Source organism: Limnohabitans sp. (assembly GCF_044361985.1).
Taxonomy (GTDB): domain Bacteria; phylum Pseudomonadota; class Gammaproteobacteria; order Burkholderiales; family Burkholderiaceae_C; genus Limnohabitans_A.
The window spans coordinates 24,702-47,071 of sequence record NZ_JBIKHV010000003.1 but is presented as its reverse complement, the minus strand read 5'-3'; the positions used below and the strand labels follow the sequence as shown (position 1 = coordinate 47,071).

The following is a 22,370-nucleotide window of genomic DNA, read 5'->3' as shown; positions in this document are numbered from 1 at the left end:
GGGAAATCCCACTACAATCCGCCACCATGGCCACCCAATCTACCGTCAAAACCTCCAACGAGTACTCCGAAGGCTCCATCCGCGTCCTGAAAGGCTTGGAGCCTGTCAAGCAACGACCGGGCATGTACACCCGAACCGACAACCCGCTGCACGTCATTCAGGAGGTGCTGGACAACGCCGCCGACGAGGCGCTTGCGGGGCATGGCAAAAAGATCAAAGTCATCCTGCACGCCGACGGATCGGTCAGCATCGAAGACGATGGCCGGGGCATTCCCTTTGGCCTGCACCCTGAAGAAAATGCCCCTGTGATTGAGTTGGTCTTTACCCGCTTGCATGCGGGCGGCAAGTTCGACAAGGGCAAGGGTGGCGCCTACAGCTTCTCTGGCGGTTTGCATGGCGTGGGCGTGAGCGTGACCAATGCGTTGTCCACGCGGCTGGAAGCCACCAGCTACCGCGAGGGCAAAGTGGCCCGTCTGGTGTTCTCGGGAGGCGACGTGACCGAGCCCCTGGTGGCCCGCGCCGCAATCGAGGGCGACCGCAAACAGGGCACCACTGTGCGGGCCTGGCCCGACCCCAAGTATTTCGAATCCAGCGCCTTGCCCATGAACGAGTTGACGCACCTGCTGCGCAGCAAGGCCGTGCTCATGCCGGGCGTGACGGTGACTTTGGTGAACGAGAAAACCAAAGAAACCCAGCAATGGCAATACAAAGCCGGTTTGCGCGACTATTTGATGCAAACGCTGAACGGCGAGCCCGTGATCCCCTTGTTTGAAGGCGAAGGTTTTGCCGACGCCAACCACGAGAGCTTTGCAGAGGGCGAGGGCGCCAGCTGGGCCGTGGCCTTCACCGAAGACGGCTCGCCTGTGCGTGAGAGCTACGTCAACCTGATTCCCACCAGTGCAGGCGGCACCCACGACAGCGGGTTGCGCGATGGCTTGTTCACCGCCGTCAAGAGTTTCATCGAGCTGCACGGTTTGCTGCCCAAAGGCGTCAAGCTCATGCCGGAAGACGTGTTTGCCCGTGCCAGCTTTGTGCTGAGCGCCAAGGTGCTCGACCCGCAGTTTCAAGGCCAGATCAAGGAACGCCTGAATTCACGTGACGCGGTGCGTCTGGTCTCCAGCTTTGTGCGCCCCACGCTCGAACTCTGGCTGAACGAACATGTGGACTACGGCAAAAAATTGGCCGAGTTGGCCATCAAGGCTGCGCAAACACGCCAAAAGGCAGGCCAAAAAGTCGAAAAGCGCAAGAGCTCCGGTGTGGCCGTGCTGCCCGGCAAGCTGACCGATTGTGAGAGCAAAGACATCCTGCACAACGAGGTGTTTCTGGTCGAGGGCGACTCGGCCGGCGGCAGCGCCAAGATGGGCCGCAACAAGGAATGCCAAGCGGTCTTGCCCCTGCGCGGCAAAGTGCTCAACACCTGGGAAGTGGACCGCGACCGCTTGTTTGCCAACAACGAAATCCACGACATTTCGGTGGCCATCGGCGTGGACCCGCATGGCCACAACGACACGCCTGACATGAGCAACCTGCGCTACGGCAAGGTTTGCATTTTGTCTGACGCGGACGTGGACGGCTCGCACATTCAGGTGCTGCTGCTGACGCTGTTCTTCCGGCATTTCCCCAAGCTGATTGAAGCCGGGCACCTGTACGTGGCCAGGCCCCCGCTGTTCAGGGTTGATGCGCCTGCGCGCGGCAAAAAGCCCGCCTCCAAAGCCTACGCGCTGGACGACGGCGAGCTGACCGCCATCCTCGACAAATTGCGCAAAGACGGTGTGAAAGAAGGCGGTTGGAGCATCAGCCGCTTCAAGGGTTTGGGCGAGATGAGCGCCGAACAACTGTGGGACACCACGCTGAACCCCGACACCCGTCGCCTGCTGCCCATCGAGCTGGGCCCGCTGGACAACGCCGGCACCGAAAACCTGATGATGCAGTTGATGGGCAAAGGCGAAGCGGCAGCCCGCCGCGAGCTGATGGAATTGCACGGTGACAGCATCGAAATCGATGTCTGAGCCGCACCGGAATTGAAACATGACCTTTGATTTACTCCCCCCTGAAACCGCAGCCACCGATAACGCCCCAGATAACCCCAATACGGGCGATCACCTCGGCGCCTACGCCCAGCGCGCGTATCTGGAATACGCCCTGTCCGTCGTCAAAGGCCGCGCCTTGCCCGATGTCTGCGATGGCCAAAAGCCGGTGCAGCGGCGCATTTTGTATTCGATGGACCGCATGGGTTTGTCTTACAGCGGCCCGAACAACAACACTGCCGCCAAGCCTGTCAAGAGCGCCCGCGTGGTGGGCGATGTGCTGGGCCGATACCACCCGCACGGCGACACCGCCGCTTATGACGCGCTGGTACGCATGGCGCAAGATTTTTCGCAGCGCTACCCGCTGATCGACGGCCAGGGCAACTTTGGCAGCCGCGATGGTGATGGCGCTGCCGCCATGCGTTACACCGAAGCGCGTTTGTCGCGCATCACCAGCTTGTTGCTCGACGAGATCGACATGGGCACGGTGGATTTCATTCCCAACTACGACGGCTCCACCGAAGAGCCGCGCCAGTTGCCTGCGCGCTTGCCCTTCACCTTGCTCAACGGTGCCAGCGGCATTGCCGTGGGCCTGGCCACTGAAATCCCCAGCCACAACCTGCGCGAAGTGGCCGAAGCCTGCGTGGCCTTGATCAAGAACGACAAGCTGACCGACAGCGAGCTGATGGCCATCATTCCTGGCCCCGACTTCCCCGGTGGAGGCCAGATCATCAGCCCGGCCAGCGACATTGCCGACGCTTACCGCACCGGTCGCGGCAGCCTGAAAGTGCGCGCCCGCTGGAAGATCGAAGAACTCGCCCGCGGCCAATGGCAGTTGGTGGTGACCGAACTGCCGCAAGGCGTCAGCTCGCAGCGCGTGCTCGAAGAGATCGAGGAGCTCACCAACCCCAAAGTCAAAGCCGGTAAAAAAGCCCTCAGCACCGACCAGATGCAGCTCAAGGCCAGCATCTTGAATGTGCTCGACGTGGTGCGCGACGAATCCAGCAAAGACGCCGCTGTGCGCCTGGTGTTCGAGCCCAAAACCAGCCGCATCGAACAGCAAGAACTCATCACCGCATTGTTGGCGCACACCAGCTTGGAAACGTCCTCGTCGATCAACATGACCTCGGTCGGCATTGACGGCAAGCCGATCCAAAAGTCGCTGCGCCAGATGATTGTGGAGTGGGTCACTTTCCGCCAAATCACCATCACCCGCCGCAGCCAACACCGCTTGAACAAGGTGATGGACCGCATCCATATTTTGGAAGGCCGTCAGTTGGTGTTGCTCAACATCGACGAGGTGATCCGCATCATCCGTCACAGCGATGAGCCCAAGCCTGCGCTGATGGAGGCTTTTAAACTCAGCGACCGCCAGGCCGAAGACATTCTTGAAATCCGGCTGCGCCAACTGGCCCGGCTGGAAGCCATCAAGATCGAACAGGAACTGACAGAGCTGCGCGGTGAACAGGGCAAGCTCGAAGAAATTTTGGGCAGCCCAGCCACGTTGCGCCGCCTGATGATCAAAGAGATCGAACAAGACGCCAAAACCTTTGCCGACCCGCGCCGCACGCTGATTCAGGAAGAGAAAAAAGCCGTGGCCGAAGTCAAGGTGGTGGACGAACCCGTGACGGTCGTCATCTCCGAAAAAGGCTGGGTGCGTGCGCGCTCCGGCCACGGGCATGACGCCACCAGCTTCGCCTTCAAGGCGGGTGACGTTTTGTACGGCACCTTTGAATGCCGCACGGTGGACACGCTGCTGATATTCGGCACAGCCAAAAACGGCACGGGCCGCGTTTACAGCGTCCCCGTGGCCACATTGCCCGGCGCCCGCGGCGATGGCCAGCCCATCACGACCCTGATTGAGCTGGAAACCGGGACCCAGCCCGCCCACTACTTTGCCGGCCCAGCCCACGCAACACTGCTGCTGAGCGGCTCTGGCGGCTATGGCTTCTTGGCCTCGGTCGAGAACATGATTTCGCGCAACAAATCAGGCAAAGCCTTCATCAGCCTGGGCGAGGGCGAAACCGTGTGTCCCCCCAGCCATGTGAGCGGCTTCAGCGCCACGCTTGCGGCCGACAAGCCCGCCATGCCTGCTGCCACCAGCGTGTGCTGTGCCAGCACCGGCGGGCGCGTGCTGAGCTTTGAAATCAGCGAACTCAAAACCATGGAAAAAGGCGGCCGGGGCCTGATGCTCATCGACCTGGAAGCCAAAGACACCCTGGCGGGTGCAGCGGCCTACACCCGCAGCGTGAAGATCGCAGGCATCGGCCGCGGTGGCAAAGAGCGCGAAGAAACGCTCGAAATCCGCAGCCTGAACAACGCCAAAGTCGCACGGGCCAAAAAGGGCAAAGTGGCGGATCTGGGCTTCAAGCCGAATCGGGTGACGCGGGTGGAGTGAGGCTGTCCGGCCTGAAGCTTTATCAGCCCTGCGCACCCAGCAGGTAATCGATCTTGCCCACATCCACGCCGTTGTGGCGCAGGATGGTGTAAGCCGTCGTGATGTGGAAATACAGGTTGGGCAGCATCCAATGGCACAGGTAGGCCTGACCACTCAGGGTGCGGGTTTTGCCCGGGCCTGCGGGGAAAGTGATTTCCTTGTCTTCGGTGCCGTCCAGTGCTGCAGCAGGAACGCTGGCGATGAAGGCCAGGGTTTTCTGGATGCGTTCTTGCAATTGCGCCAAAGTGGTTTCGTTATCCTCAAATTTGGGCGCTTCGATGCCGGTCAGGCGAGCCACGCCGTTTTTCACCGCGTCGCAGGCGATCAGCACCTGGCGCGTGAACGGGAACATGTCGGGGGCCAAGCGGTAGGTGGTCAGTGCTGTGGGGTCGATCTTTTTGGCTTCAATAAATTGCTCGGCCTTGGCCAGGATGTGGCTCAGGTTGGTGAGCATGCGGGTGCTGACGGGCAAACAGGCGCTGGACATGGAAATGGTCATCAGGGATCTCTTTGAAGTGGGTGGAAAGGGGACAAAAACTCAGCCGATTTCTGCGATCAGTTCGATCTCGACACAAGCCCCCATCGGGATTTGTGCCACGCCAAAAGCGCTGCGAGCATGGGCGCCGGCCTGGGGGCCAAACACCTGGCCCAGCAATTCGCTGCAGCCGTTGGTCACCAGGTGTTGTTCGGTGAAGTCACCGGTCGAGTTGACCAGGCTCATCACTTTCACGATGCGTTTGATTTTGTTCAGGTCTCCCACGGCGGCGTGCAGTGTGCCCATCAGGTCAATCGCCACGGCACGAGCGGCTTGCTGACCCTCGGCGGTGCTGATGTTCTTGCCCAATTGACCTGCCCAGACCTTGCCGTCTTTTTTGGCGATGTGACCGGACAGAAAAATCAGCTGACCGGTTTGTACAAAGGGCACATACGCCGCAGCAGGTGTGGCCACGGGGGGCAGTTCGATGTTGAGGGATTTCAGTCTGTCGTAAACGCTCATGGCATGTCTCTTGGGTGGGTTGAAGGCGGATTCCCACAGGGACTGGGAAAATCAAAGTGGATTGTCGCTGAATCCGGGCAGTGGCTGCTGTGTTGCCAGGCGGTCTCTTTGGGCCGCACTTTTGAGAAGAAGGTGGGCGAAGCAAGTTCAAGCCAGCGTGAGACCTGCTCTTTTATGCCAACGGGGCGACAGTGACCGCCACCTCCAGCGTGTGCGCACCGCCGCCTTGCAACACCCCACGCAGGGGCGACACATCGGCAAAATCCCGGCCCACAGCCAGTTGCACATAGTCTTCGCCCGGACTGGCCAGTCCACTTCGGTTGTTGGTGGGGTCCAGGTCCAGCCAGCCCTGGCAGGCATGGCTGGCCAGTTCGGGCAGGTACACGGCAGCCCAAGCGTGCGAGGCATCGCTGCCCACCAAACGGGGCTGGCCTGGGGGCGGTTGGGTGAGCAGGTAGCCGCTCACGTAGCGGGCGGGCAGGCCCAGCGAGCGCAGGCAGGCCAGCAGGATGTGGGCAAAGTCCTGGCACACGCCGCGTTTGTTTTCCAGTGCTTCGAGCGCGGGGGTGTTGATGTCGGTGCTTTCTGATTCGTAGCGAAAGTCGCGGTGCATGCGTGCGCTGAGATCTTGCGCCGCTTGCATCAGCGGACGGCCGGGCGTGAAGCTGCTTTGCGCATAGGCCAAGAAAGCCTCGTTCACAGGCGCATGGTGCGATCCAAAAACAAGCCCGCCGTGCACGTCACCTGCATGCCCACCCCGGTAGCGGAAATGCTCGCGCACCGATTCCCAGCTTTGGCTGTTCGTGTTCGTGGCCCCTGTTGCAGGAAGGGCCGAGGTGACGATTTCACTGTGTGCCCGGACCACCAGTCCGTCGTGCGGATTCGTCAGCGACCAATAGGCCCGGTGGTTGAAAAAAGCATCGATGTTGTGATGGACCGAGGCGGCAGGCTCGACGTGCATCCAGTGGCTGATGACTTTTTGACAAGGCGTTTGTGACGGTTGCAGATGGGCTACATGTTGTGCGGTTTGCACCGACGGGCTGTAACGGTAGCGGGTTTCGTGGGTGATGGCCAGGCGCATGGGTGAGGGTCGGTCGGTCAGGCGCCAACGCTGTAACGGGCTTCGCCGCTGTGGGTGAAAAACAGAGCGCACAGTTCGTCAGACACCTCGCGGGCCGCAGTCTGGCAATGCTTCAGTGTGGCGTGCAGTGGCAAGCTGCTGTCGGGGCGCGCAGCGTTCTGGAACAGTGGCCACAACGACTCGGGCGACAGGTCAATCAGTTGCGGAACCCGTTCGGCCAGGGGCAAAGTGGCGCCCTCAGCCAGATGGCCCAGGCGCAGTAAGCGTGAACGCAGGGTGTGCGCTACCCAGCCCAATGATCGGGGGTTGTCGGAGTGCGTCACCAACAAATCAACCAGGGCTTGCGGTGTGCGGCTTTGCTGGTACTGGGCATGAAAACTGATGGTGCTGTCAAACAGGTAGAGCACCGCATCAAACCCGGCCTGCTCACCGAGCAGGCCCAGTTGAACGGCTTCGCTCAAGGCCCCGGACAAAAATTCCAGACGCTCGATGTGGCGGCCCATGGACAGCAGACGCCAGCCGTCGTCGCGGCTCATGCGGTCGGTTTGCGCGCCGGTCAGCGCGGCCAGCATCTGGCTGGTTTCGGCCAGCAGACCTTGCACTTGCACCGTTTCTTGTGGGCCTTCGCCGAGGTCGCTGGCATTGAAGAAGCGTGACTCTGCCTGCTCCAGCAGCCGCCAGTGTTCGGGCGACAGACGTTCTCGCACCGAAGCAGCCGACAGCCGCACCGAGCGCAAATTGAAACCGACACTGGTGGCGAGCGCCTTGTCCCACAGACCCGCAACCAGTGAGCGCTCGAACACCCGATGCGCTTGCGATGCCGCGGGTACGCCCGCCCTCACCAGACCATGGCGCGTGGCCATGCGGGTGATGAAATCCAGCAGGCAAGGCAGGCGCTGGTTTTCGCTGCCCAGAATTTCCAGGCAGAGCCGCACCAGCCGCAAGGTGTTTTCAGTGCGTTCTGTGTAGCGGCCCATCCAGAACAGGTTTTCAGCGGCGCGGCTGGTGACCAGACGCTGGCGTTGCAATGCCGAGTCGCTGCCAGACTGACTTTGACTTTGACTTTGACTTTGACTTTGACTTTGACTTTGACTTTGACTTTGACTTTGCGACTGAGAAGGGCTCGTCGATTGCACCCAGACGTCGGCGCTGCTGCCACCGCGCTGCATCGAGGCAATGCCCTCGCGGGTGCCCAGCCTGGCCAGGCCACCGGGCAAAACTTGCCAGCCGCCTTGGGCATCGGCTACGGCAAACACGCGCAGCACCACAGGGCGAGACTGGATGCTGGGTGCACCTCCATCGCCCCCATAGGCCCCGTTTTGTCCAGTTTGCCAGGTGGGTTGGTGTGACAGCGGCAACCACGATTGCAGGGTGTGGGCATCGGGGTCGCGCAAGATGCGCTCGGCCCATTCGTCTTCCTGGCTGCGCGACAAGCGATGGCCCAGCACGGGTTCAAAGCTTTGGCGGTCGGTGTTGTAGGGGTAGGTGGGCTTGATCACGCAGCTGTGAATGCGAGGCAGCACATCTTGCAGGGCCGCCGGTTCGCCACACCACCAGCTCGGAATGGCGGGCAGCTGCAGTTCTTCGCCCAGCAGGTCTCGCGCCAGCGCAGGCATGAAACCCAGCAGCGCATTCGATTCGAGAAAGCCCGAGCCCGGCGTGTTGGCCACCAGCACGTTGCCGCTGCGCACAGCTTGCAGCAGGCCTGGCACGCCCAATGTGGAGTCAGCCCGCAGCTCAAGCGGGTCAAGCCAGTCGTCGTCGACCCGCTTGAGCAGACCGTCCACGGGTTGCAGGCCTTGCAAGGTTTTCAGGTAGAGCTTTTCGTCGCGCACGGTCAGGTCATTGCCCTGTACCAGGCTCAGGCCCAGATAGCGGGCCAAATAAGCGTGCTCGAAATAGGTTTCGTTGTAGGGTCCGGGTGTGAGCAGGGCAATGTGGGCCGAGGCACCCGCGGGGCTGCGGGCCTTGATGCCATCGATCAGCGTGCTGTAGGTTTCGGCCAGCCGTTGCACCGGTAAAGCCTCGAAGGCTTGTGGAAAAAGCCGCGAAACGATTTGCCTGTTTTCCAGCAAATAACCCAGACCCGATGGCGCTTGTGTGCGCTGCGACAACAGCCACCAGCAACCGTCAGGGCCCCTGGCCAAATCAAACGCAGCCAAAGACAAATAGCGCCCGCCCACAGGTGCGACACCGTGCATGGCGGGCAAGTAGGCCGGGTGGCCTTGCACCAAGGCCGCCGGCAACTGGCCACTGAGCACCAGTTGTTGCGGCCCATAGGCATCGGCCATGATGCGTTCGAGCAGTTCCATGCGCTGCATCACGCCAGCTTCGATTTGTTGCCAGTCGACTGGCCCCAACATGAGCGGAAACAGGTCGAGCGACCAAGGGCGTTGCGGCTGGTCAGCGGCGGCATACACGTTGTAGGTGATGCCGTTGTCACGCACTTGCCGCTGCAGGTTGGCCATGCGGGTGTTCAGGTCCGCCAGTCGACCTGTGGCTTCCATGTCCAGGGGGGCAATGAAGGTCTGCCATGGCCCACTGATGGAATTGGAAAGATCGTCCTTGCTTTCCTTCTTGGCCTCGGTGGGTGGGGTGGTTTTGCCCCGCAGTTCGTCCCAATGCCCCGCTGGGGCGCGCTCATGCTGAAGCTCAAGCCATGTCATGGCTTGCGCTTCGCTGGCGTTCTCCTGGCGGGGCGAGGGGTCATTCATCAAACCATTGTCGCTGATCAGACCCGTCTCAAGTCCAGCGTGTACGGGAACTCGGGGCTGGCGTGCAAGCTGGTGTTGGGACCCAATGCGGCCAGCTTGCGGATGGCACCGGGCGTGTGTCCCATGCGAAAGAAGCGGGCCAGGCGACGGCTTTCCGCCTCATAGGCGTTGACCGGAAAGCTGTCGTAGTTGCGCCCGCCTGGGTGAACCACGTGGTACTGGCAGCCGCCCAGAGAACGTTTCATCCAGGTGTCCACCAGGTCCACTGTCAGCGGTGCCTGCACACCAATGCTGGGGTGCAGCGACGAAGGGGGGTTCCAGGCCTTGAAGCGCACGCTGGCCACGTAGTCACCCACCACGCCCGTCGGTTGCAGGGGCAAAGGCTTGCCATTCACAGTGACGGTGTGGCGAGACGGGTTCATGCCGGACACATGCACCTCGATGCGTTCCAGTGACGAGTCCACATAGCGGGCGGTACCGCCTGCGCTGCTTTCTTCACCCATCACGTGCCAGGGCTCCAGCGCGTTGTGCAGGGTCAGCAGCACGCCATCCACACGCAGCTCGCCCACCCTCGGAAAGCGAAACTCGAAATGCGGCGCGAACCAGCTTGGGTCGAAATGGAAACCTGCATCACCCAGTTCAGTCAGCACATCGTCAAAGTCTTTGTGGATCCAGTGCGGCAGCATGAAACGGTCGTGCAACTCGGTGCCCCAACGCGTCACGGGAGCCGAATAGGGTTCGTCCCAAAAACGGGCGACCAGCGCACGCAACAACAGTTGCTGCACGATGCTCATGCGGGCATGGGGCGGCATCTCGAAGGCGCGCAGCTCCAGCAGGCCCAGGCGCCCGGTCGAGGAGTCGGGCGAGTACATCTTGTCAATGCAGAACTCGCTGCGGTGGGTGTTGCCGGTGACGTCCACCAAAATGTTGCGCAGGGTTCGGTCGACCACCCAGGGGGCCATGTCGGCGCCCAACTTTTGCCGGTTTTTAACGATCTCGCGCAGGGCGATTTCCAGCTCATAGACCTGGTCATTGCGCGCTTCGTCCACGCGCGGGGCCTGGCTGGTCGGGCCGATGAACATGCCGCTGAACAAATAGCTCAAGCTCGGGTGGTTGTGCCAGTAAAGGATCAGGCTGGCCAACAACTCGGGGCGGCGCAAGAACGGGCTGTTGTCGGGTGTGGCACCACCCAGCACGAAGTGGTTGCCGCCCCCCGTGCCGGTGTGGCGGCCATCGGTCATGAACTTTTCAGCCGACAAGCGGGTTTCAAATGCAGCCTGGTAGAGGAATTCGGTGTGATCGACCAGTTCTTTCCAGTTGTGGGCCGGGTGAATGTTGACCTCGATCACACCAGGGTCAGGCGTGACTTGCAGCAGCTTGAGGCGCGGGTCGCGTGGCGGCGGGTAGCCCTCCATGACGATCTTCATGCCCAGTGTTCTGGCGGTGGCTTCGACGGCGCTGACCAGTGCCAGGTAGTCCTCCAGTTTGGCCAGGGGCGGCATGAAAACGTAAAGCACACCGGATGCTTGGCCTTGCTTTTGTGCCTCGGCTTCGGCCATGGGGCCATTGGCTCGGCGTGGGTCGCGCACTTCCACGCAAAGGGCTGTGCGCACCACAGTCGGGTCAGATTCAAATTTCGCGGCCGGTTGGGCAGCCGGTGTCGCTGGCGCCGGCTTGTGGGAGGCCGCGCGCGATTGCAGGGTCACCGGGGCAGCAGGCAATGCGTTGCGCGGCGAAAACGGGTCCTGCTCGATCATGTGCCAGCGTTCGGTCGGTTCCGCCCATGGCAAGGAGTCCAGTGGCAAGCGCCAGCCCATGGCCGAGTCGCCGGGCATCAGGTACATGCGTTCGTCACGCAAAAACCAGCGCCCGGTTTTCCAGCTGCTGGTTTGCGGGTTGTCGGTGTCGACAGGCCGCAGCGGCAAGACATAGCCCACAGCCTGGTCCAGCCCCTGGCTGAAGATGCGGCGCAAACGGATCCGTTCCATCTCGTCGTCCAGCCGGGCGTCAAACGGGTCCACGTTCACGGGCAGGCGGCGTTCGCGCCAGAGGTAATACCAGGTGTCTTCGTAGCCGGGCAACACCGTGTCATCCGGCAGGCCCAACTGGGCGGTCAGTTCCTGCATGAAGCGCAGGGCATCGGCAGGGCTGCAATGGCTGGGTTCGCGTTCGTCAGCAAACACGGAGGGGTCTTGCCAGCAGGGTTTGCCGTCGGCGCGCCAATAAATGCTGAGTGCCCAGCGCGGCAGTTGCTCACCCGGGTACCACTTGCCCTGGCCAAAGTGCAAAAAGCCGCCTTGGCCGTATTGCTGGCGGAGTTTGTGCACCAATTCGGTGGCCAAGCCCCGTTTGGTAGGGCCCAAGGCGTCGGTGTTCCATTCGGCGCCGTCCCGGTCTTGCGTGGACACAAAGGTGGGCTCGCCCCCCATGGTCAGGCGCACATCTTGCGCCACCAGTTGCGCGTCGACCTGTTCGCCCAGTGTCAGCACATCGGCCCATTGCTCGTCGCTGTAGGGGCGGGTCACACGGGGCGATTCGTGGATGCGCGTGACGCGCATCTCGTGGTGAAACTCGACCTCGGCCTCGTCCATCGCGCCTTCAATAGGTGCGGCGGCAGACGGCTGGGGGGTACAGGCCAGAGGGATGTGTCCTTCGCCTGCCAGCAGGCCCGATGTGGGGTCAAGCCCCACCCAGCCTGCGCCGGGTAAATAGACCTCGCACCAGGCGTGCAGATCGGTGAAGTCGACTTCGGTGCCGCTCGGCCCGTCGAGTGATTTCACATCCGGGGCCAGCTGGATCAGGTAGCCCGAAACGAAGCGGGCCGCAACGTTCATGTGACGGAACAGTTGCACCATCAGCCAGGCCGTATCGCGGCATGAACCGCTGCCGAGCTGCAGGGTTTCCTCTGCCGTTTGCACGCCCGGCTCCATGCGGATGGTGTAGCGGATGTCCTGGTGCAGACGCTGGTTGATTTGCACCAGAAAATCGATGGTGCGTTGCCGCTTGCGGTCCATGCTGGCCAGGTATTTTTTGAACAGCGGGGTTTTGCTGTCTTTGTCCAGATAAGACTGCAGCTCTTCTTTGAGGCTGTCCGAATACTTGAACGGCACCTCTTCGGCTGAGGGCTCGAGAAAGAAGTCAAACGGGTTGAACACGGCCATTTCGGTGACCACATCCACCGTGACCTTGAACGCGGTGGTTTTGCCCGGAAAGACCAGTCGCGCCTGGTAATTGGCAAAGGCGTCTTGCTGCCAGTTGATGAAATGTTCTGCGGGCTCGACCTTGAGGCTGTAAGACAGGATGCGGCTGCGGCTGTGCGGGGCAGGGCGCAAGCGGATGACTTGGGGCCCGAGTTGCACCGAGCGGTCATATTCGTAGTGGGTAACGTGGTGCAGGGCAACTTGTATCGACATATCTTTAATTGCGCAACAGGGGCTGCACGCATGACAAATGCAGCTTGGGCTGCCTAAACTAGCAAGACACGCGCCAGGATGCGGTCAAGAACAGTCACTTCAAGTGACGGACGACCCTCTCCTCACCAAAAGAGCGCCGAAGCGACAGTTTTAAAAACCAGCCAAATCAGGGAGGCTGTCCATGAAGCGATGCTGCACGCAGGGTGAATGGCAGGCGCCTGCCTGTGACACGCAAGGCCGGTGGCCGGTGTTCACATGATGTCGATGGCCACCATGGGTTGGGCCCGTGGTTTGGGGCTTGGCTTGCTGGCCTGGTGCGTGGGTGTGGCACTGCAGTTGCAGCAAGAGGCGCTTTGGTCTGTCATGGGCTATGCGGTCATGCTGGCCTTGGCTTTGGTTTTTGGGCTGCCTCTGCGTCGAATGGCCAAGCCTGCCTGGCTGGGCGCCCTGGCCTGGTGCCTGGTTTGGGCCGCTGCGTCTTTTGCCTTCACCGGACTGCACGCACACACCCGGTCGGCCGCCATCGATCCCGCGCTGGAGGGCCAGGACCTGGATGTGGTGGGCGTGGTGCAGGCCATGCCGCAGCGCCAAGATTTGGGCTGGCGCTTTCGCTTCCAGGTCGAGCAAGCCTGGCGAGTCGATAAAACCGGTGTGGCCCACGTGGTGAACTTGCCCAGCTCTTTGCCCTCGCAGGTGTATTTGGGCTGGTATGGGCAGGACGGCACGCACGACAGCGGCTGGAACACATCCCCCTTGCCCGAGCCCGTCAAGGCCGGTGAGCGCTGGCGCTTGCGGGTGCGCCTGAAGGCGCCTCACGGCAACATGAACCCACGGGGTTTTGACTACGAGTTGTGGTTGTGGGAGCAGGGCATTCGCGCCACGGGCTATGTGCGCTCGGGTGCCAAAGACCCTGCACCGGTGCGGCTTGCGTCCACATGGGCTCACCCGATCGAGGCTTGGCGTCAGTCGGTGCGAGATCGGTTGTTGGCCCATTTGTCTGCCGCAGGGGCGGCCTCGAACCCGGACGCCGCCAGACTGGCAGGCATTGTGGCGGCTCTGGTCACGGGCGATCAGGCCGCGATTGACCGCAGCGACTGGGATGTGTTCAGGGCCACGGGCGTGGCGCATTTGATGAGCATTTCGGGCCTGCACGTGACCATGTTCGCCTGGCTGGCTTCTGCGCTGGTGGCCTGGTGCTGGCGCCATTCTGCCTTGTGGGGATTTGCGGGGGCTTTGCGCTGGCCGGCAGCCCATGTGGGGGCTTTGTCGGGTTGGGGATTGGCGGGGTTTTATGCCTTGTTCAGCGGCTGGGGTGTGCCCGCCCAGCGCACGCTGTGGATGCTTGGGGTGGTGGTCTTGCTCAAGGTCTCGGCTCGCCATTGGCATGGCGCGCTGGTCTGGTTGCTGGCCGGCTCGGTGGTGCTTGCGTGGGACCCTTGGGCCTTGCTGCAGCCAGGTTTCTGGTTGAGTTTTGTGGCGGTCGGGGTGTTGATGGCTTCTGGTTCGCATCGCCAAGCCCAAGGGCCCGACGCACCAGAACGGGCTGAGGGCGATGCACCGGCATGGCGCGTGGGCAGCCTGCGCTTGTCATTGATGCACCGACTGGGTGCGCACAGTTTTCAGGGCAGTGGTCATGCAGTCCTGCACAAAAGTCTGGCTTTGCTGCGCGAGCAGGCCACAGTCACTTTGGCTTTGGCACCCTTGACGCTGCTGTTTTTTGGCCAGGTGTCTGTGGTGGGGTTGTTGGCCAATTTGCTGGCGATTCCCTGGGTGACCCTGGTGGTCACCCCCTTGGCCATGCTGGGGGTGGTTTGGTCTGGCGCCTGGGTGTTGGCGCTCTGGGCCTTGCAACCCATGAGCAGCTTTTTGGCTTGGCTGGCGACCTTGCCGATGGCCAGCGTGTCAACAGCCATTGCCCCTTGGGGCCTTGCGGTGCTGGCGCTGCTGGGGGCGGTGGGCCTGGTGCTCAAAGTGCCGCTGTCCTGGAAGCTGCTGTGCCTGCCCCTCCTGTGGCCGGTGTTGTTCTGGACGCCGGCGCGTCCTCTGGCGGGCACGTTTGAACTGCTCGCGCCCGATGTGGGGCAGGGCAATGCGGTGTTGGTGCGCACGGCCAAGCACAGCCTGCTGTACGACGCGGGGCCGCGTTATTCGGCCGAAAGCGATGCCGGGCATCGGGTGCTGGTGCCCTTGCTGGCGCAGATGGGCGAGCGCATCGATGTCCTGATGCTCAGCCACCGCGACAGTGACCACACCGGGGGCGCAGCGGCGGTGCTGGCCATGCAGCCCCAGGCGGTTTTGTGGTCGTCGCTGGAAGATGAACACGTTTTGCACCGAACGCGGCCTGGCTGGACCCGTTGCCAAGTCGGCCAATCCTGGGAATGGGACGGTGTGTTGTTCGAGGTGCTGCACCCGCAGGCCCCTATGGCTGCACAAACTGGTGCGCCTGTCTCCAAAGGACCCAAACCCAATGCGGTCAGTTGCGTCTTGCGCATCAGCAACAGCCAAAGCTCGGTCTTGCTGGCGGGTGACATCGAGGCGCCGCAAGAGCAAGCCTTGGTGCAACAGGGCCTGCTCCCGGTCGACCTGCTCTTGGTGCCTCACCACGGCAGCAAGACCTCTTCAACAGGGCCCTTTTTGCAGGCGCTTGAGCCCAAGCTGGCGCTGGTGCAGGCGGGTTACCGCAACCGCTTTGCCCACCCGGCCGAAGCGGTGGTGACGCGGTATCACCAACAGGGTATCGTGCTGGTGACGTCCATTCAATGTGGTGCGGCATTGTGGCAAAGCCAGACGCCCCAGCGCGTGCAGTGCGAGCGGGTGCTGGCCAGGCGCTACTGGCACCACGTTATTCCTCCTTGAAGCCCGATGGTCGGGATGGGTATGCATCTTGCTAAAGAATCAACAGGAGTAAAGAGCCATGCGTCAATTCGATGAGATGTACAGCCGCTTGCCTGCCGCAGGCGATACCGGTGAAGTCAGAGACCATTACCTGGCCTATGCCCGCTGGCTGCAAGCTCAAGACAGCCAGACCATGGCTTCTCGCCGCGAAGAAGCCGAGATGATCTTTCGCCGGGTGGGCATCACCTTTGCTGTGTATGGCGAGTTGGACGAAGACAACAACAAGGACGAAGGGGGCACCGAGCGCCTGATCCCCTTTGACCTGATCCCCCGCGTCATTGCCGCCCAGGAGTGGAAAAACATGGAAGCGGGCCTGGTGCAGCGTGTCACGGCCCTGAACCGTTTCATCCACGACGTCTACCACGACCAGGAGATCCTGCGCGCCGGGGTGGTCCCGCGCGAGCAGATCGAAAAAAACGCCCAGTTCCGCCCTGAAATGGTGGGGGTGGATGTGCCCAACCACATTTATTCGCACATCAGCGGCGTCGACATCGTGCGTGCAGCCGATGCGCAAGGCCATGGCGAGTACTACGTGCTTGAAGACAATTTGCGCGTGCCCAGTGGCGTGAGCTACATGCTGGAAGACCGCAAGATGATGATGCGGCTGTTCCCCGAGTTGTTCAGTCAGCACCGCGTGGCCCCGGTAGCGCATTACCCCGACTTGCTGCTCGAGACCCTTCGCGCCAGCAGTCCTGCCACCACGGCCGAACCCACGGTGGTGGTGCTCACGCCGGGCATGTACAACAGCGCCTATTTTGAGCACGCATTTCTGGCACAGCAAATGGGCGTGGAACTGGTGGAAGGACAAGACCTGTTCGTGAAAGACCAGTTCGTCTACATGCGCACCACGCGGGGGCCTAAGCGCGTGGACGTGATTTACCGCCGGGTGGATGACGACTTCCTCGACCCGAATGTGTTTCGTCCCACCTCTACCCTGGGCTGCGCGGGTCTGATGGAGGCCTACAAAGCCGGTCATGTGGCAATTTGCAATGCGGTGGGCACAGGCGTGGCCGACGACAAGTCGGTCTACCCGTACGTGCCCGACATGATCAAGTTTTATCTGGGCGAGGCGCCGATCCTGAAAAACGTGCCCACTTTCATGTGCCGCAAGCCCGATGACTTGAAGTACACCCTGGCCAACTTGAAAGACCTGGTGGTCAAAGAGGTGCATGGCGCAGGGGGCTACGGCATGCTGGTCGGGCCTGCCGCCACCCAGGCCGAGATCGAGCGCTTTCGTGCCGCCTTGCTGGCCAACCCCGAGGGCTACATCGCGCAGCCCACACTCAGTTTGTCGAGTTGCCCCACGTTTGTGGACAGTGGCATCGCGCCGCGCCACATCGACCTGCGCCCCTTTGTGCTGAGTGGCCGCAGCGTGCAGATGGTGCCAGGCGGGCTGACTCGCGTGGCGCTGAAAGAAGGCTCTTTGGTGGTGAACAGCAGCCAGGGCGGCGGCACCAAGGACACCTGGATATTGCAAGACTAAAAAGGGAGACGCACATGCTTTCAAGAACCGCTGACCATCTGTTCTGGATGTCTCGCTACATGGAGCGGGCCGAGAACACCGCCCGCATGCTGAATGTGAGTTACGAAACCTCCTTGCTGCCCCAGTCCGCTGCCGCGGTTGAAGCTGGCTGGGAAGGCATTTTGTCCATCAGCGAGTTGCTGCCTTCGTACCTGGCGCTGTACAAAACCATCAACCCCCGCGAAGTGATGGCCTTCATGGTCAAGGACTCGGACAACCCCTCGTCCATCATCTCGTGCCTGCGGGCTGCGCGTGAAAACGCCCGCGCCGTGCGGGGCACCCTGACCACTGAGGTTTGGGAGACGCAAAACCAGACCTGGCTCGAAGTCAACCGCATGCTCAAAAGCGGTGAATTCGAGCGCGACCCTGGGCAGTTTTTTGAATGGGTGAAGTTTCGCTCTCATCTGTCACGCGGCGTGACGGTGGGCACCATGCTGATGGACGAGTCGCTTTACTTCATGCGCATGGGCACCTTCTTAGAGCGGGCCGACAACACGGCGCGGTTGGTGGATGTGAAGTTCCATGCCATGCAAAACGATTTTTTCGGGGCACCCAACTACAGCGGTGTCGAAGCCGAGGTCACACAAGAATACGACTTCTACCACTGGAGCGCGATCTTGCGCAGCGTCAGCGGTTTTGAGGTTTACCGCAAGGTGTACCGCGATGTGATCCGGCCCGAGCGGGTGGCCGAGTTGCTGATCTTGCGCCCGGACATGCCCCGCTCGCTGCACGCCAGTCTGAATGAGGTCTTGTCGAATTTGAAGCTGGTTTCGCACGACCCCGACAGCGACACCTTGCGCCACGCAGGGCGCTTGCGTGCGGAGTTGGCCTTTGGCCGCATTGACGAGATTCTGGCCACTGGCCTGCACGCTTACCTGACGCAATTTCTGGAGCGCGTGAACGTGCTGGGCGGCCGCATCAGCCGGGAATTTTTGATGCCGCAAGCGGCCTGAGTCATGTCAGCGTAAGCACCACGGGGGCGTGGTCGCTGGGGCGCTCGTTTTTACGCGGTGCCCGATCGATCACGCAAGCGGTGGCGCGGGCCTTGAGTGGCTCAGAAATCAAAATATGGTCGATCCTCAGGCCCCGGTTGCGGCGGAATGCGAACTCGCGGTAGTCCCACCAGCTGTAGCTTTTTTCAGGCTGCTCAAATAGCCGGAAGCTGTCGGTCAGGCCCAAGTCGATCAGCGCTTGCAGCTTTTCGCGCTCAGCGTCGGTGCAGTGGATGGTGCCCGCCAGCGCCACAGGGTCCCACATGTCGAGCGCGTCAAAGGTGATGTTGTAGTCGCCCAACAGCACCAAGTTTGGGTGATGTTGCATTTCGCTGGCGACCCAGTCATGCAATGCGTCGAGCCAGCGCATCTTGTAGACAAATTTATCGCTGTCCGGGGCTTGCCCGTTGGGGAAATACGCGCCGATCACCCGCACCTTGCCGCCCACTCCGTCGGGATAGGTTGCCCCGATCGCGCGCGACATGTCGTCTTCAAAACCGGGGATGTTCTTGACCAGATCAGCACCCTCAGTGCTTGAGATCAAGGCCACGCCGTTGTAGGTCTTCTGGCCGAACCATTGCGCCTGGTAACCCGCCTCGGTGAACGCGGCGAGGGGGAACTTGTCGTCGGTAAGCTTGAGCTCTTGCAGGGCCAGCACGTCCACGCCGCCTTCGGCTTTTTGCGCGGCCAGCCAGTCCAGCACCTGAGGCAGGCGCACCGACAAAGAGTTCACATTCCAGGTAGCGATTTTCATTTTGAAGGCCCGCAGGCGTTAAGTCACGGGTTTTTGTTGGTAGGTCACAAATGAAAAGCCCATGCCGTTGGCGGCCGTATGGCTTTCGCGTTGAACCTCGTGCCAGCCAGCGCCCAACTCGGGTGCAAAGGCATCGCCTTCAAAATCCTGCTCGATTTCGGTGACCACGGCGGTACAGGCCAGCGGTGCTGCTTGGGCGTAAATTTCGGCGCCGCCAATCACCCAGGCATCGGCGTCGGCCGGGCACAGGGCCATGGCTTCATCGACAGAGCCGGCTTTGAGGGCGCCTTCGGCTTGCCAGTCGGCCTGGCGTGTCACCACGATGTTGAGCCGACCCGGCAAGGGCCTGAATTTGGGCGGCAGCGAATCCCAGGTCTTGCGGCCCATGATGACGGGCTGGCCCAGCGTGGTGCGCTTGAAGTGCGCCAGGTCTTCGGGCAAATGCCAGGGCAGGGTGTTGTTCGCACCAATCACGCCGTTTCGGGCGCGTGCATAAATCAGGTGAAGTTTCATTCAGGCAGGCCCGAAGGCCCATGCGGTTTCAGAGCCACAGGTTCAGACCGCCACCGGTGCTTTGATGGCCGGGTGACATTCATAGGCCAGCATTTCAAAATCTTCGTACGCGTAATCCAAAATGGAATCCGGGCGGCGTTTGATGTTGAGCGTGGGGTAGGCCATGGGCGCGCGGCTCAGTTGCAGTTCCACCTGCTCGTGGTGGTTGCTGTAAATGTGGCAGTCACCCCCCGTCCAGATGAAGTCGCCCACGTCCATGTCGCACTGCTGGGCCACCATGTGCGTCAACAAAGCGTAGCTGGCAATGTTGAAGGGCACACCCAGAAAAATGTCGGCGCTGCGCTGGTAAAGCTGGCAACTGAGTTTGGCTTTTTCACCCGGGTTTTGCGGTGGGGCCACGTAGAACTGGAAGAAAGCGTGGCAGGGCATCAGGGCCATCTTGTCGAGTTCGGCCACGTTCCAGGCGCTCACGATGATGCGGCGCGAATCGGGGTTGGTTTTGAGCGTCTTCATCACATCGCTGATCTGGTCGATGTGACCACCGTCTGGGGTGGGCCAGCTGCGCCACTGCACACCATAAACAGGACCGAGCGAGCCATCTTCACGCGCCCACTCATCCCAGATGGAGCAGCCACGCTCTTGCAGCCATTTCACGTTGCTGTCGCCGCGCAAAAACCACAGCAGCTCAACGATGATGGCCTTCAAAAAAACCTTCTTGGTGGTCACCAGCGGAAAGCCTTCGTTCAGGTCAAAGCGCATCTGGTGGCCAAACACACTGCGCGTTCCAGTGCCGGTGCGGTCGCCCTTTTGCACGCCAGTGCTGTACACGTGGCGCATGAAGTCTTCGTACTGGCTGCGGATGGGGCGGGCAGGGGTGTTCATGGGGCGCAAGTTTAAGCCAAGCGCCTGGCAACTCGGCGGCTGGGCGCCCTAGAGGGCGCGACATTGTTAACATTCTGGCTGGAATCGGTCACCTGTAACCCAAAAGAAGACATGTCCAGTCAATGCCCTTGGGGTTCACTTTTTAAACGCATCGTGTGTTTGGGGGGGTGTCTTGCTGGCGGCATTTTTTCATTCGCAAGTCTTGGCCAAAGACCACATCCTCGAGAAAGCCTGGTGGACGGACACCACCGGCACGGCCACATTTGACCAAGCCCGCCTGGTCAGTTACAGCCGCTACGACTCGAATCGATCCGCAGCATCGGCTACCCACTGCATGTGCCGGTGCAAGTCATCGCCAGATTTGCAGGAGCTCGCCATCGGGGGCGATTCATTGCATGCCACGAGCGGCCTTTAGGCACAGATCGAAATGATCCCGTTCAACTCTTCGCATGCCGCTTCAAAAATGCCAGGGGGCACTTGCTTCCAAGTGTGTGGACGTGCCCCGCGATCTCGCCATGCAAACGATTTGGGTTGGTGTGCCAGCACGTAGCAGAATTCGCCTTTTGTCGTCGTGAATTTGACCGCGAACGGATTGCTTTCGTTGCTCTGAGCATGTGTCATGGGCAATCCGATCAGGAGGTTCGTCCTTTCATTGAACGCTTTGGGTGACAACACCAGCATGGGGTGTTCGTCTTTCATCTCCGAGCCCACTTGCGGATTGAAGTTGATCCAGATCATGTCGCGGCGGTCTGGAACCCACAGTTTGCTGGCGGCCGCCATCAGAACACTTCCGCGCCCACGCGGCCTGTGGCCATGACTTCGCCGCCATGCTGTGAAGGATCAAATGCTTTGAGTTTTTGAGCCAGCGTCAACTTGGGTTTACCTGCGGCGCGAAGAAAAACTCCCCCCTCCACGACCTCCACCTTGATGGGCTGGCCCCGCGTGAATCGTGCAGCTTTGGCCACCTTGGCAGTGATGCGAACCGCCAGGCCGTTGCCCCACTCCTGCACTGTCTGGTCAACCGACACGACCGCTGTGTTCATTGTTACAACCCCTGTGAAATTGAAGCTCAGTTTATGTGGCGTGAATCAATGTGTCAACATGTATCAACAAAAAATCGGTATGGGTATTTGAACAACCGCAAACCCCAGCCACCCATCGCGATGAGGGCACCACTCCCGCCATGGAAATACCTTCAAAAACCTCTGACGAGCGTCGATTCCCGATGCAATTTGCTATGCTCGTTGGGCAACAGTGCGTGTGGGTACGCATTGTCAAAAAGCCTGGGTAGCCATTGCCCAGGTTCAATCAATCTCTGGAGTGAGTCATGAAGTTTTAATCAAAGTGGGCGGTCTCCGCACTGGGTCTGGCCTTGTCTTTGTGTTTTGCAGGAACAGCCATCTCGGCCGATGCGCCCCTTGCCGTGGTCAACGGGGTGAGTATTCCAGCCCGGCTGATGGCACGCAACATCGAAGCCAATGTGGCCCAGGGCCAAAAAGACACGCCTGAACTGCGTGCCGCCTTGAGGCAAGAATTCATAGCCCGTGAGTTGATGGTTCAAGAGGCCCAAAAGCGTGGCCTCGACAAGCTGCCCGCCACCCAGGATGCGCTGCAGGGTTTGCGCCAAAACCTGTTGATCGACCTGGTCTTGAACGACGAATTCACCAAAAACTCGGTCACCGAGGCCGAACTCAAGGCCGAATACGAACGGCAGGTCAAGGCCCTGATGTCTGCAGGCGATCTCCAGCAGTTTCAGATTTCGAGCATTGTTGTCGCGTCCGATGCGGATGCCCGCAGTGTGATGACGGCGGTGCGTTCAGGGCAGGCGTTTGATGTGGTGGCCAAGGCCCGCTCGATGGACCCGAGCAAAGACAAAGGGGGCGAGCTGGGCTGGTTCTTGCCCGATCAGATCGCCCCGGCGATTTCGAACGTGGTGGTCAATCTGGCACCCGGTGCCGTGTCGGCAGCGCCGATTCAGGTGGGCCCTTATTGGCATGTGGTCAAGTTGATGGCCAAGCGCCCCTACCAGGTGCCTGGCTTTGAAGAGAGCAAAAACCAGCTGCAAACCGCCGTGGTCCAGAACCGTCGCATGGCCTTGCTCAAGAAACTGAGCGATGCAGCTGTGGTGAAGTGATCCTTTGGG

Annotated in this window: 16 protein-coding genes; 6 read left to right on the top strand and 10 right to left on the bottom strand. The window is 61.0% G+C overall.

Annotation, left to right across the window (positions count from 1 at the left end):
• Window positions 1-26: 26 nt before the first annotated feature.
• Both ACIQ3A_RS01285 and parC read left to right on the top strand, forming a co-directional pair.
• The gene (locus tag ACIQ3A_RS01285; RefSeq protein ID WP_396429944.1) at window positions 27-2,009 is read left to right on the top strand and encodes a DNA topoisomerase IV subunit B; all 1,983 of its coding nucleotides are present in this window, start codon (window positions 27-29) and stop codon (window positions 2,007-2,009) included.
• Window positions 2,010-2,028: 19 nt separating this feature from the next.
• Window positions 2,029-4,425 carry a DNA topoisomerase IV subunit A gene (gene parC / locus ACIQ3A_RS01280; RefSeq protein WP_396429943.1) on the top strand — a complete coding sequence of 799 codons (2,397 nt, stop codon included), beginning with the start codon at window positions 2,029-2,031 and terminating at the stop codon, window positions 4,423-4,425.
• A gap of 22 nt (window positions 4,426-4,447) precedes the next feature.
• On the opposite strand, the gene ACIQ3A_RS01275 is transcribed toward parC, so the two are convergent.
• From ACIQ3A_RS01275 to ACIQ3A_RS01255, 5 genes are all read right to left on the bottom strand, one after another.
• Entirely contained in the window at window positions 4,448-4,963 is a 516-nt protein-coding gene (locus ACIQ3A_RS01275; RefSeq protein ID WP_396429942.1) for a DUF1993 family protein, read from the bottom strand.
• A gap of 39 nt (window positions 4,964-5,002) precedes the next feature.
• Entirely contained in the window at window positions 5,003-5,461 is a 459-nt protein-coding gene (locus tag ACIQ3A_RS01270) for a RidA family protein (RefSeq protein ID WP_396429941.1), read from the bottom strand.
• Window positions 5,462-5,633: 172 nt separating this feature from the next.
• Window positions 5,634-6,542, bottom strand: coding sequence for a transglutaminase domain-containing protein (locus tag ACIQ3A_RS01265; protein ID WP_396429940.1), 909 nt, complete (start codon window positions 6,540-6,542; stop codon window positions 5,634-5,636).
• A 17-nt stretch (window positions 6,543-6,559) separates the two neighbouring features.
• The gene (locus tag ACIQ3A_RS01260) at window positions 6,560-9,256 is read right to left on the bottom strand and encodes a circularly permuted type 2 ATP-grasp protein (RefSeq protein ID WP_396429939.1); all 2,697 of its coding nucleotides are present in this window, start codon (window positions 9,254-9,256) and stop codon (window positions 6,560-6,562) included.
• 17 nt (window positions 9,257-9,273) lie between these two features.
• On the bottom strand, window positions 9,274-12,669 hold the full coding sequence (locus tag ACIQ3A_RS01255; protein WP_396429938.1) for a DUF2126 domain-containing protein: 3,396 nt from the start codon (window positions 12,667-12,669) through the stop codon (window positions 9,274-9,276).
• 264 nt (window positions 12,670-12,933) lie between these two features.
• Here ACIQ3A_RS01255 and ACIQ3A_RS01250 point away from each other — a divergent pair, with 264 nt between their 5' ends.
• Genes ACIQ3A_RS01250 through ACIQ3A_RS01240 form a run of 3 tightly spaced genes read left to right on the top strand, consistent with a single transcriptional unit; the run spans window position 12,934 to window position 18,039 of the window.
• Window positions 12,934-15,525, top strand: coding sequence for a DNA internalization-related competence protein ComEC/Rec2 (locus tag ACIQ3A_RS01250; protein WP_396429979.1), 2,592 nt, complete (start codon window positions 12,934-12,936; stop codon window positions 15,523-15,525).
• A gap of 58 nt (window positions 15,526-15,583) precedes the next feature.
• Window positions 15,584-17,047: a circularly permuted type 2 ATP-grasp protein gene (locus ACIQ3A_RS01245; protein WP_396429937.1), complete on the top strand. Its 1,464-nt coding sequence runs from the start codon at window positions 15,584-15,586 to the stop codon at window positions 17,045-17,047.
• A 14-nt stretch (window positions 17,048-17,061) separates the two neighbouring features.
• On the top strand, window positions 17,062-18,039 hold the full coding sequence (locus ACIQ3A_RS01240; protein ID WP_396429936.1) for an alpha-E domain-containing protein: 978 nt from the start codon (window positions 17,062-17,064) through the stop codon (window positions 18,037-18,039).
• A gap of 1 nt (window position 18,040) precedes the next feature.
• On the opposite strand, the gene xth is transcribed toward ACIQ3A_RS01240, so the two are convergent.
• From xth to ACIQ3A_RS01215, 5 genes are all read right to left on the bottom strand, one after another.
• Entirely contained in the window at window positions 18,041-18,832 is a 792-nt protein-coding gene (gene xth / locus ACIQ3A_RS01235) for an exodeoxyribonuclease III (protein WP_396429935.1), read from the bottom strand.
• Window positions 18,833-18,850: 18 nt separating this feature from the next.
• Window positions 18,851-19,345, bottom strand: a complete 495-nt coding sequence (locus ACIQ3A_RS01230) for a dihydrofolate reductase (RefSeq protein WP_396429934.1) — start codon at window positions 19,343-19,345, stop codon at window positions 18,851-18,853.
• Between the two features lie 42 nt (window positions 19,346-19,387).
• Window positions 19,388-20,227, bottom strand: a complete 840-nt coding sequence (locus ACIQ3A_RS01225) for a thymidylate synthase (protein WP_396429933.1) — start codon at window positions 20,225-20,227, stop codon at window positions 19,388-19,390.
• A 411-nt stretch (window positions 20,228-20,638) separates the two neighbouring features.
• Window positions 20,639-21,007, bottom strand: a complete 369-nt coding sequence (locus ACIQ3A_RS01220) for a type II toxin-antitoxin system PemK/MazF family toxin (protein ID WP_396429932.1) — start codon at window positions 21,005-21,007, stop codon at window positions 20,639-20,641.
• Window positions 21,007-21,270, bottom strand: a complete 264-nt coding sequence (locus ACIQ3A_RS01215; protein ID WP_396429931.1) for a PbsX family transcriptional regulator — start codon at window positions 21,268-21,270, stop codon at window positions 21,007-21,009. Before ACIQ3A_RS01215 ends, ACIQ3A_RS01220 begins: the two co-directional genes overlap by 1 nt.
• A gap of 329 nt (window positions 21,271-21,599) precedes the next feature.
• Here ACIQ3A_RS01215 and ACIQ3A_RS01210 point away from each other — a divergent pair, with 329 nt between their 5' ends.
• Entirely contained in the window at window positions 21,600-22,361 is a 762-nt protein-coding gene (locus ACIQ3A_RS01210; protein ID WP_396429930.1) for a peptidylprolyl isomerase, read from the top strand.
• Window positions 22,362-22,370 lie beyond the last annotated feature (9 nt).